The following is an 11,753-nucleotide window of genomic DNA, read 5'->3' on the forward strand; positions in this document are numbered from 1 at the left end:
AGAATGAGAATAAGTCGCTTAATTAGTCTAGCTTTCCTACTGCTGCGACAAGAAATAGTCCCAGCAACCAAGTTGGCAACGTTATTTGAAGTCAGTGTTCGTACCATTTATCGAGATTTGGATACGTTAAATGAGGCTGGTATTCCGATTTTTACCAAACAGGGTCGTTATGGTGGCGTTGGCATCATGTCAGATTATAAGGTGGACAAAAAGTTGTTTACTCAAACAGATCTTGATAATCTGCTCGTTGCGCTATCTGGTACGACTACGCTACTAGCAACCCCAGAACTTCGAGAAACTTTGAATCGGATCAAGGGATTATCTACTATATCTGAAGGACTGATGCCAGTGGTCATTGAATATCAAGGCTGGCCAGGAACGGTCGTCCTGCGGAGACGAGCAACCGCATGATTAATTGCGATTCGGCAACATCATATCGTGAAGTTTACCTATACGGACCGAAGTGGTCAAATGAGCCAGCGGACATTGGAACCATACCGCATCGTTTTCAAAGCCCAGCGCTGGTATCTTCAAGGTTTCGACATGACTCGGCAGGCATTTCGAACTTTTACTCTTGCAAAACTCTCCATGATCGAGTACTCAGCAGAAACATTTGAACCGCGATCTATTAGTGCTGAGAAGCTTGTCTTATATAGCGGGGTTAAACCGCAACGGGAAACGATAGTCTGGTTAGCTGTTGCGGAACGTTTTCGGGACGTGTTTGTGGAACGGTTTGGTCCGGAGGTAATCAACGAAACGGATGGGCAGATCTTTCATGCAACTATAAGCCTGCCTAATAATGAAGAAAGTTTCCGGTTTTTGTTAGGTCTGGGACAGGGAGTTCAAATTTTAAATCAGTCGCAATTTAAAACCGATTTTCGGGCGTACGTGCTTGCGCTTGCTAATCAATTGTAGAGTTCTATCAAGTAATTGGTAGGCAATGTCTTTAACTCGCCAGTAGGAATGCTGTTGTTTCAACGATTGGAAACTAAACTATTGATGCTAATTTATGGAGCATTGACGATAGTTTGTGGAAACGATGTTGTTTTAAACCGTTAGTTCATTATGATAATCTCTAGCTGAAAAAAATAGGTGATGTACACTATCAAATTAGAAATTTAAAACTTTAATATAATTTGTAAAAAAGCATAAATTTTAAAACGTTGAATGTTCATTTGATTAGTACTTTGAATAAAAAAAGCATTGTCTCCTGTTCAATGTGGATCATAAGAACAAGATAACAATGCGTAGATGAGCTCCAGTTAAAAAGCCGTATAATTTAGAGAAATATGTTGGTCGTCAGAGGATTATTTTTTAGGATGCCCCATATATTGCAGTTCATCAAATGGTCCATTAGCAATTGAGATTTGATCAATGACTTGCCCATCCTTTTCAAAAGTAAAAGTTGCGCGGCCAGTAAAACGAGCTTCCGCACCATCACAAACTGATGAAGCCTGCTTTTGTGTCAATGATCCTGGTAAGGCATTAAACCATTTTTGTACTTCGATTTGTTGATCATTGTGGACATTTAAAGTAAAGCTTTTGTTTGCTTCATGATAGGAATAAGTGAATGCATCAATCACGTTCCGTTGGATACTTGCATCGTAATGTTGTTGATTAACAGTATATTGTAAATGCTCATTATTTTGAGTGTCTGGCCCGCCAGCTAATAGTTCACCATTTTTATATACCATAAAAAGTGGGTATTCAGGATAGCCGTATTCTTTTTCAAAAGTGATGTTAATAGCCATCACAGTGTACTCGTTGAAATTCCAGTAATACCAATTCCAGTTATTTAAGATTTCCCCCAAGGGCTTATTCATCCAACCCCGATCGACGTAGCCGGTTCCATCAGTATCCAGGTTTAATTCTTTACTGTGAATTGTTACATGAGCTGTGGGAGTTGGTGGTACTACAAAAAAGCCAAAATAATTTTCTTGTTCTTGTCCGAAAAGAAAGTGTCCTGTTTCAGGATGCCAGACTGGTGCTTGTGGTGTAACCTCTAAGTCAATCACAAGATCATCAACTTCAGCGTGTGCATGAAATTGTTGCAGTTGAGTACTTTGGTAGTAATTCTGAGCAATGGCCACCCCAGAGTTATTTTTTAAAATGGAAAAGTCTGCAGGATCGAATTCAAGGTGTTTCATAATATTTTTACCGTTAGGAAAATTAATCATCACATCTAAAGTGGGTTTCAGACCTAACTCACCTTGAAAAAAGGGGGCCGTCGTAATGCCAATCACAACACTAGCTTCGGTGGTATCAACTTTAGTAAAAAACCATTCAAATGATCCTTTTAAGCCGTCGAAATGAACGTGCTCTTCCCACGGATTAATTTTATTTTTTGCTTGTCCTAATAAACGGTATTCTGCAGTACTTTTGGCTAAGTGTAATGGAGTTTTTCCTTGAGTCATTGTTATTATATCCTTTCACATGATTTAATTGGTGGATTGTAGGTTGCTAGTTCAAATAGTATACTATAATGACCATTACAAGCGTTATCAAAGGTAATCAAAAGGCACAAACGCTTTAAAATGTGTCTTTTGATTATATAAAGACTAATTAAGAAATTTATGTAAAAAGAAAATGTTCGTATAGATACGAACATTACTTTTCAGCGGTTTGTATTTATAAGCTGAGGTGCTGCTACCATTCCGGTTACGGATAGTAATGAAGCCCGCGTAATTATAAACACTTCTTGAGTAGTAAAAATAAATAGTGCTGATGTTCAGGTCTTCACTCAACGTTCTGTTCTTAATTTTAAGGCCCAACGGATAGTTAAGGCTATGATGATCATCATGGCGGCAAATAAACCAATACCGAGATAGTTTTTAAAGGCTTTGAATAAGAGGCCCCCGATTATACCAGCGCAGGTTTCGCCTAAATACATAGCAGAATTGGATAATGAAGAAATAGTGCTGCCAGCATTGGGCACCGTAGTTTGAAACATGGTCATGAATAAGGGCAAAATTAGTCCGTTTAACAAATAAATTAAGATTAAAATAATTTCTGCGAACCAAAAGTTAGCGGCAGTAATGGTTAGTAAATCTACAATGATTAAAAGTAATGCAATACTCATGAACGATTTTTTCAGACCAAAATGTTGAACGATTTTATCGCTGATGAGAGAGCCAATTAAATTACCCAGGCCAGCGACCAAGAGTGCTGTACCAATTGTTGATAAAGAGAGCTGAAAGGTAGTCTGAAACCAAGTTGAAACAAAGGTCATGACCGTAAACGCGCCTGTTTGGAAAATTAAGTAAACGATTAATTGGCTTAGAGCTTGGTGATTAGTTAAAATTTGTTGATAGATTTGAATAAAGGAGAGATGTTGGCGGGACTTAATTTCTAATTCGGGTAAGGTGAAAAATAACAATAGTAATAACAAGAAAGCTGCTCCTGAGATAACATAGAATGGAGTGTGCCAAGAACTAGCGGCTAAATAACTGCCAATGGGAATCCCAATGACTTGCGCAACAGAGATCCCTGCCGTGGCGTAACCCATGACTTTTACTACTTGTTTTCGCGGAATCACTACGGGAATTGAGGCCCAAACTTGTGGTGTCACAAAAGAAGCACTGACGCCAGCCAAAAAGCGAAAGATTAGCATTAAAGGAAAACTGTTAGCAAACGCACAGAGTAAAGTTGCGAGGGCAAAACTTAATAAGCCCCATAACATGACTTTTTTGCGATCATGGCCGTCAGAAATAGGGCCGGAAATTAAAGCAAAGACTGCATAACCAATGGCATAGGCACTCACTAACCAACCGGAAATTGCAGTTGGAATATGATAAATGTGGCTCAAAGTAGGTAATAATGGCGAAATTAAAAATGTATCCGTACCAATTAAAAACATTGTTAAAAAGAATAAACTAGCATATTTTTTCATCTATTGAAGACTTCCGTTTCATTTAATCAAGTTGTAATTCGCTATTTCTAAATATATCGAAATTAGCTCTAAAATTTTTTAGTGGTCTGTCAAAGTTGTTAAAAATCCGGGCAAGTACTGCGCAAAGGTGGCTTCGTTGATGCTAATCAAACGTGTTTGTGCATCTTTACGGGTCTTGGTTAAACCGGCCTCCCGCATAGCTCGTAAATGATATGAAACGGTGGAATCACTTAAGTTTAAATGCGCTGCAATTTCACCACAGGTCATTTCACGGTGACTGTTAGACAGGATTCGAATAATTTTTAAGCGTCCTTCGTCGGCTAAAGCTTTAAGAATTTTTACTCTAATTTCGTCAGAATTCATTTTTTACTCCTTGTTTGTATTTTTGGAAATATCGAATTAACGATTTGTATTAAAACATTATCAAGCTGAAATGTCAAATTTTAAATTGAAACTGATGGCATAGATTAACGAGTAATTGAATTGGGAAAAAATCACCTCGCTGCTCAGTTGAAATGTGCTAATATTGGCTTTGGAACATGATTAAACTGCCACCAAAGAATTTGTTACTATAGAGCTGAGGTAGTTCACGGAAGGAAAGTAAAAAATGTTCAAGAAAATTTATGATTATGTCAAAGGAAACTATGAAGCTGGCAATTATGATGATGTGCAATTGGCATATATGGCTTGGCAGCAACAAAAAGCCCACAAGAATAATGCATCAATGACAGATTTTGCCATGGGCGAACAGCAGGCTCAAAACGATTATCAGTAGCATGGATCTTTTAAAGTTTATCCTCAATTAGCAGTTGATGTTTTAAACAAACTCTTTGATCATCGTGCGGATGATATTGCGGAGTTTATTATATTAAAGGTTATAATTCGTACAAATTAAAAATGAAGTAGTTTTAAAAGCCAAAAACAGTCTTACATATCAATATACTAACTTGATAATTCAAAGCGATATATTGATATATGATATATAAAGACTGTTTTTTACATAATTAGTTAGTGTGAGCTTCACTTAAGTTAGCCCATTGTTTGTTGGTTCCTAATTTGACATAATTTTGTCCGTTGATGTTTTTAATACCATAAACTTTGTAAAAGTCGTCAGCTTGGATTTTAGTCGTTGGTGTTCCAAACTGGTTAAACAGTTGAGTCCCCTTTTCAAAAATATATAGCGAACGCACGGCCACTACGTCATTAGTGGCATCCACCCATTGGTTAGCTCCTAAGTCCACCCGCGTAATGGGATTTCCGGTGGCACTGTTACTAGCATACTTACTGATTTTCCAATCAGCAATGTTGGAATTCAAATAACCGGTAATGTGCCAAAGTTGTGGCGAATCATAAATTGGCACCCGTTGGTAGTTAGAATAGGCTTCTAATAAGTTATTTGGCTTTTGATTTTTAACGACACCACCTAAAAAGACATCGCTACTTTTGACCCAGGCCTTGGCCCCTAGTTTATAAGATAAGCGCTGAGCATTGGCTGCTGGACTAGCTTGGCCAATGGCGAAGACTTGCCAATTGTTGATTTTAGTTGATAAAGTGGCCCCGGTTGGTTGCGTGCAATCAGCATCACTGTATAAGGGTACTGCAGTATTGCCGGAACTAACTTGTAAATTAGTAGCTGATGTCACGTAGTTTTTTGCTTGAACTGGTTGTACAGCTAACATTAAACAGCCGATTAGGGCAAGTAAGAAGCTGCTACTGGATAACTTTAGTTTCATTTTTAATTTTCATCCTTGTCAAATTAAATTTTATGTTGAAATCTTAACTTGGTTCTTTCAGTGTGTGATCTGGCTTTTAATGATATCAACTCCTTTAGCTTTGTTCATAAAGATTAATTTAAATATAGCATAAATCAGTACTAGTGATTGCAAATAATGACTATTATTTAATTAATTTTTAATAAAATTTAATAGATATCGCAACAACTAATCAAAAATTGAGATTAAATTTGATAGAAATCTTACTTTTGAAAAATGCTACTATTAATTAATGTAACAGCATTAATCATTTAAAATCATACTTTTTACTGAAAGTCGCCGTGATGAGCAGTGCGCTGGTGATGATCACCAGTAATAATAAGGTAGTGCCGCCAATGAAGTCTAATTTTTGCAGCAAGTAATATGCTACAACGCCCACTAACCACCACCAGAAATTCCAGAAAAAGTTGAGCCTTTGTTTAATTAAGAAGACACTGACAAATAAAATGGCAAATAATGGCGTAAAAATAGCACCGATAAAGTTTAAAAAGTTTTGGTAGTACTTTAAAGAAACATTGAGTGCAATTAATAAGCCTAAGATCGTAATACCAACAGCCCAATAATTGACATGGTTTAAATGCCAGATATTATCTAAACTGGTTGCTGCAGAGTAAGCATCCATAAAGGTTGTGGTAACGGTCGCGAAGATGATAATTAATAAAGCGATGATGCCCAAATTGGTTTGTGCTAGGGTTTGGTTAAAATTAGTTTGTCCAGACTTTAAAACGGCTAATAATCCTAGGACAAACATGGCACAGCTACCGAGAAAGTAACCCAGGACGCTCACTAAACTTTCCTTCACTGGCTGCTGTCCTTGATAGGTATAATCACCAATCAATGGTAGCCAAGATAAGACCATCGTCACGTTGAGTTCTACCGCACTGCCAAAACTGATCGGAGTGAGTTTTAGCTGCTGTGCATGAGGGAAAGAATGTGTCAGCAAAATTCCTGCTACTAAAAGCATCCCGATAGCTAAGAGAATAACTACTAAATTATTGATTCGAAAGAGCCATTGATGGTTCAATAATAGCCAAATAATAATTAATCCCGCTACAATTACTGCCATGACCACGGTATTATGATAATTAAATAACTTCTGTGCCAGACTATTTAAAGCCAATTGCGCATTGACGATCATCACTGCCGTCCAGCCGAGTAACTGTAACGCATTTAAACCAGAGAAAATTTCAACTCCAGCCTTACCAAAGATACTTTGCGTGACGGCAATAGCTGGTTGTTGTTTAATTGCTGAAAGATAAGCTGCAGGTAATAAAAATAAAAAACAGCCAATCAAGTGCCCGATAATAATGGCACTAATACCTTTTCCCCATCCTAGGGGAGCCATTAAGGTTCCAGTAACAATTTCAGCAATTGAGATTGCTGTTCCCAGCCACAATAAAAATAAACTACTCAACTTTGTTTGTTGCATTTTGCACACACTTTCCGAATAAATACTTGGTTGTGGCAATAAAAAAGTATTCTTTTACGATTCAGCAACAATTTCGCAAAAAGAATACTTTCAATTGATCACAATTCCTACGTTTGTCTTAACAAAACAGGTTCGAAGGGTCTGATTTTCATCATTCTCAGCACAGATAGGCTCCCCTTTGCGATAATTATATGTTTACAGATGCTAGTTTATAACGTTTACATAAAAAGTACAACATTTAATTGATATGTATTTGGGCATGAAACCAATGTTGGAAAAAGAATAGATATCCGCAACTTGCTTATCCTGTGTGAAAATTAAGCAAGAAGCTTCTGCTATGTATTTTTTAACAAAGAACGTGACTTTAAATATTAATAATTGGTTCACTGACTTTATTTGAATATTTAAATGGTGATAAAACTATATTTTTTAAATTATTATGCCTTATTATTTAATAATAGTATTTTTTGACCATATAGATCTACATAGATCTACGTTTAAAAGAACTTATATATATATATTTGGAATCTAATTTCTACAATAAGTAAAATACATTATAGTAATAAATGCTAATTAACTAAACAAAATAATTTGTTATCAAAGCCTTATATATTTAAGATATATTATTATTTTTAATGCTTAAAGAATTATTTCGATTTATAATAAAATAATCCATTTGATTAACTAATTGGTTTTAATAATTATAATTTGAAATGAAAATAATTTGTATTAATAAATAGTACTGATGTTTAATGATTAACATATTTAATACTTTCTTTAAAAATAAAAGGTAAACTTATAAGCATCTAAATAATTATTTATTTAGAGCCTTTTTTAACTTTGATAAGTATCAAACAATTTCAAAATTTAAATAACAACTAAAAATATGTTACGTGAAATTTAGATTATTAAACACTTAATCAGTTTTTTTACTGAACGTTGAACACGGTTATATATTTGGATGTATTTTTCACTTAATGTTAATGCAATAAAAATACTTTAGATAAATTTGAAAAATACTAAAGTTCAGTTTCTATAAAAAATTAGGCAAATGTATTTTGGGTATCAAAATGATACCCAAAGGTACAAGTCCTATGAGCTAACGTTCAGTAAAAAAACTGATTAAGTGTTTAATAATCTAAATTTCACGTAACATATTTTTAGTTGTTATTTAAATTTTGAAATTGTTTGATACTTATCAAAGTTAAAAAAGGCTCTAAATAAATAATTATTTAGATGCTTATAAGTTTACCTTTTATTTTTAAAGAAAGTATTAAATATGTTAATCATTAAACATCAGTACTATTTATTAATACAAATTATTTTCATTTCAAATTATAATTATTAAAACCAATTAGTTAATCAAATGGATTATTTTATTATAAATCGAAATAATTCTTTAAGCATTAAAAATAATAATATATCTTAAATATATAAGGCTTTGATAACAAATTATTTTGTTTAGTTAATTAGCATTTATTACTATAATGTATTTTACTTATTGTAGAAATTAGATTCCAAATATATATATATAAGTTCTTTTAAACGTAGATCTATGTAGATCTATATGGTCAAAAAATACTATTATTAAATAATAAGGCATAATAATTTAAAAAATATAGTTTTATCACCATTTAAATATTCAAATAAAGTCAGTGAACCAATTATTAATATTTAAAGTCACGTTCTTTGTTAAAAAATACATAGCAGAAGCTTCTTGCTTAATTTTCACACAGGATAAGCAAGTTGCGGATATCTATTCTTTTTCCAACATTGGTTTCATGCCCAAATACATATCAATTAAATGTTGTACTTTTTATGTAAACGTTATAAACTAGCATCTGTAAACATATAATTATCGCAAAGGGGAGCCTATCTGTGCTGAGAATGATGAAAATCAGACCCTTCGAACCTGTTTTGTTAAGACAAACGTAGGAATTGTGATCAATTGAAAGTATTCTTTTTGCGAAATTGTTGCTGAATCGTAAAAGAATACTTTTTTATTGCCACAACCAAGTATTTATTCGGAAAGTGTGTGCAAAATGCAACAAACAAAGTTGAGTAGTTTATTTTTATTGTGGCTGGGAACAGCAATCTCAATTGCTGAAATTGTTACTGGAACCTTAATGGCTCCCCTAGGATGGGGAAAAGGTATTAGTGCCATTATTATCGGGCACTTGATTGGCTGTTTTTTATTTTTATTACCTGCAGCTTATCTTTCAGCAATTAAACAACAACCAGCTATTGCCGTCACGCAAAGTATCTTTGGTAAGGCTGGAGTTGAAATTTTCTCTGGTTTAAATGCGTTACAGTTACTCGGCTGGACGGCAGTGATGATCGTCAATGCGCAATTGGCTTTAAATAGTCTGGCACAGAAGTTATTTAATTATCATAATACCGTGGTCATGGCAGTAATTGTAGCGGGATTAATTATTATTTGGCTATTATTGAACCATCAATGGCTCTTTCGAATCAATAATTTAGTAGTTATTCTCTTAGCTATCGGGATGCTTTTAGTAGCAGGAATTTTGCTGACACATTCTTTCCCTCATGCACAGCAGCTAAAACTCACTCCGATCAGTTTTGGCAGTGCGGTAGAACTCAACGTGACGATGGTCTTATCTTGGCTACCATTGATTGGTGATTATACCTATCAAGGACAGCAGCCAGTGAAGGAAAGTTTAGTGAGCGTCCTGGGTTACTTTCTCGGTAGCTGTGCCATGTTTGTCCTAGGATTATTAGCCGTTTTAAAGTCTGGACAAACTAATTTTAACCAAACCCTAGCACAAACCAATTTGGGCATCATCGCTTTATTAATTATCATCTTCGCGACCGTTACCACAACCTTTATGGATGCTTACTCTGCAGCAACCAGTTTAGATAATATCTGGCATTTAAACCATGTCAATTATTGGGCTGTTGGTATTACGATCTTAGGCTTATTAATTGCACTCAATGTTTCTTTAAAGTACTACCAAAACTTTTTAAACTTTATCGGTGCTATTTTTACGCCATTATTTGCCATTTTATTTGTCAGTGTCTTCTTAATTAAACAAAGGCTCAACTTTTTCTGGAATTTCTGGTGGTGGTTAGTGGGCGTTGTAGCATATTACTTGCTGCAAAAATTAGACTTCATTGGCGGCACTACCTTATTATTACTGGTGATCATCACCAGCGCACTGCTCATCACGGCGACTTTCAGTAAAAAGTATGATTTTAAATGATTAATGCTGTTACATTAATTAATAGTAGCATTTTTCAAAAGTAAGATTTCTATCAAATTTAATCTCAATTTTTGATTAGTTGTTGCGATATCTATTAAATTTTATTAAAAATTAATTAAATAATAGTCATTATTTGCAATCACTAGTACTGATTTATGCTATATTTAAATTAATCTTTATGAACAAAGCTAAAGGAGTTGATATCATTAAAAGCCAGATCACACACTGAAAGAACCAAGTTAAGATTTCAACATAAAATTTAATTTGACAAGGATGAAAATTAAAAATGAAACTAAAGTTATCCAGTAGCAGCTTCTTACTTGCCCTAATCGGCTGTTTAATGTTAGCTGTACAACCAGTTCAAGCAAAAAACTACGTGACATCAGCTACTAATTTACAAGTTAGTTCCGGCAATACTGCAGTACCCTTATACAGTGATGCTGATTGCACGCAACCAACCGGGGCCACTTTATCAACTAAAATCAACAATTGGCAAGTCTTCGCCATTGGCCAAGCTAGTCCAGCAGCCAATGCTCAGCGCTTATCTTATAAACTAGGGGCCAAGGCCTGGGTCAAAAGTAGCGATGTCTTTTTAGGTGGTGTCGTTAAAAATCAAAAGCCAAATAACTTATTAGAAGCCTATTCTAACTACCAACGGGTGCCAATTTATGATTCGCCACAACTTTGGCACATTACCGGTTATTTGAATTCCAACATTGCTGATTGGAAAATCAGTAAGTATGCTAGTAACAGTGCCACCGGAAATCCCATTACGCGGGTGGACTTAGGAGCTAACCAATGGGTGGATGCCACTAATGACGTAGTGGCCGTGCGTTCGCTATATATTTTTGAAAAGGGGACTCAACTGTTTAACCAGTTTGGAACACCAACGACTAAAATCCAAGCTGACGACTTTTACAAAGTTTATGGTATTAAAAACATCAACGGACAAAATTATGTCAAATTAGGAACCAACAAACAATGGGCTAACTTAAGTGAAGCTCACACTAACTAATTATGTAAAAAACAGTCTTTATATATCATATATCAATATATCGCTTTGAATTATCAAGTTAGTATATTGATATGTAAGACTGTTTTTGGCTTTTAAAACTACTTCATTTTTAATTTGTACGAATTATAACCTTTAATATAATAAACTCCGCAATATCATCCGCACGATGATCAAAGAGTTTGTTTAAAACATCAACTGCTAATTGAGGATAACTTTAAAAGATCCATGCTACTGATAATCGTTTTGAGCCTGCTGTTCGCCCATGGCAAAATCTGTCATTGATGCATTATTCTTGTGGGCTTTTGTTGCTGCCAAGCCATATATGCCAATTGCACATCATCATAATTGCCAGCTTCATAGTTTCCTTTGACATAATCATAAATTTTCTTGAACATTTTTTACTTTCCTTCCGTGAACTACCTCA

The 11,753-nt window shown here is 34.8% G+C and carries 10 protein-coding genes and 2 riboswitches; of the genes, 5 read left to right on the plus strand and 5 right to left on the minus strand.

Annotated elements, in window-relative coordinates; translation table 11 throughout:
* Positions 1-3 precede the first annotated feature (3 nt).
* Positions 4-411 (plus strand): helix-turn-helix transcriptional regulator, encoded by a 408-nt coding sequence (locus AC3B5B_RS08085; RefSeq protein ID WP_489769835.1) that lies wholly within the window; start codon positions 4-6, stop codon positions 409-411.
* A 9-nt stretch (positions 412-420) separates the two neighbouring features.
* The gene (locus tag AC3B5B_RS08090; RefSeq protein ID WP_489769860.1) at positions 421-915 is read left to right on the plus strand and encodes a WYL domain-containing protein; all 495 of its coding nucleotides are present in this window, start codon (positions 421-423) and stop codon (positions 913-915) included.
* Between the two features lie 392 nt (positions 916-1,307).
* Here AC3B5B_RS08090 and AC3B5B_RS08095 read toward each other — a convergent pair whose 3' ends face one another.
* The 3 genes from AC3B5B_RS08095 to AC3B5B_RS08105 all read right to left on the minus strand — a co-directional run bounded on the left by AC3B5B_RS08095 (position 1,308) and on the right by AC3B5B_RS08105 (position 4,252).
* On the minus strand, positions 1,308-2,414 hold the full coding sequence (locus AC3B5B_RS08095; protein ID WP_489769836.1) for a hypothetical protein: 1,107 nt from the start codon (positions 2,412-2,414) through the stop codon (positions 1,308-1,310).
* 326 nt (positions 2,415-2,740) lie between these two features.
* Positions 2,741-3,889 (minus strand): MFS transporter, encoded by a 1,149-nt coding sequence (locus tag AC3B5B_RS08100; RefSeq protein WP_489769837.1) that lies wholly within the window; start codon positions 3,887-3,889, stop codon positions 2,741-2,743.
* Between the two features lie 78 nt (positions 3,890-3,967).
* Positions 3,968-4,252, minus strand: a complete 285-nt coding sequence (locus AC3B5B_RS08105) for an ArsR/SmtB family transcription factor (protein WP_489758047.1) — start codon at positions 4,250-4,252, stop codon at positions 3,968-3,970.
* 244 nt (positions 4,253-4,496) lie between these two features.
* Between AC3B5B_RS08105 and AC3B5B_RS08110 the strand changes: the two genes are divergently transcribed.
* Positions 4,497-4,664: a hypothetical protein gene (locus AC3B5B_RS08110; RefSeq protein ID WP_489758048.1), complete on the plus strand. Its 168-nt coding sequence runs from the start codon at positions 4,497-4,499 to the stop codon at positions 4,662-4,664.
* Between the two features lie 229 nt (positions 4,665-4,893).
* Here the strand turns inward: AC3B5B_RS08110 and AC3B5B_RS08115 are convergent, their stop codons facing one another.
* Positions 4,894-5,622: a hypothetical protein gene (locus tag AC3B5B_RS08115; RefSeq protein ID WP_489758049.1), complete on the minus strand. Its 729-nt coding sequence runs from the start codon at positions 5,620-5,622 to the stop codon at positions 4,894-4,896.
* Positions 5,623-5,908: 286 nt separating this feature from the next.
* Positions 5,909-7,090: a putative hydroxymethylpyrimidine transporter CytX gene (gene cytX, locus AC3B5B_RS08120; protein ID WP_489758050.1), complete on the minus strand. Its 1,182-nt coding sequence runs from the start codon at positions 7,088-7,090 to the stop codon at positions 5,909-5,911.
* Between the two features lie 87 nt (positions 7,091-7,177).
* Positions 7,178-7,278, minus strand: a riboswitch (TPP riboswitch).
* 1,666 nt (positions 7,279-8,944) lie between these two features.
* A riboswitch (TPP riboswitch) is annotated at positions 8,945-9,045 on the plus strand.
* An 87-nt stretch (positions 9,046-9,132) separates the two neighbouring features.
* On the opposite strand from cytX (AC3B5B_RS08120), the gene cytX (AC3B5B_RS08125) reads away from it, so the two are divergent.
* Complete coding sequence (cytX, locus tag AC3B5B_RS08125) at positions 9,133-10,314, plus strand: putative hydroxymethylpyrimidine transporter CytX (RefSeq protein WP_489758050.1); 1,182 nt, start codon at positions 9,133-9,135, stop codon at positions 10,312-10,314.
* A gap of 286 nt (positions 10,315-10,600) precedes the next feature.
* On the plus strand, positions 10,601-11,329 hold the full coding sequence (locus AC3B5B_RS08130; RefSeq protein ID WP_489758049.1) for a hypothetical protein: 729 nt from the start codon (positions 10,601-10,603) through the stop codon (positions 11,327-11,329).
* Positions 11,330-11,753 lie beyond the last annotated feature (424 nt).

This window comes from Bombilactobacillus sp. ESL1187, assembly GCF_058107155.1.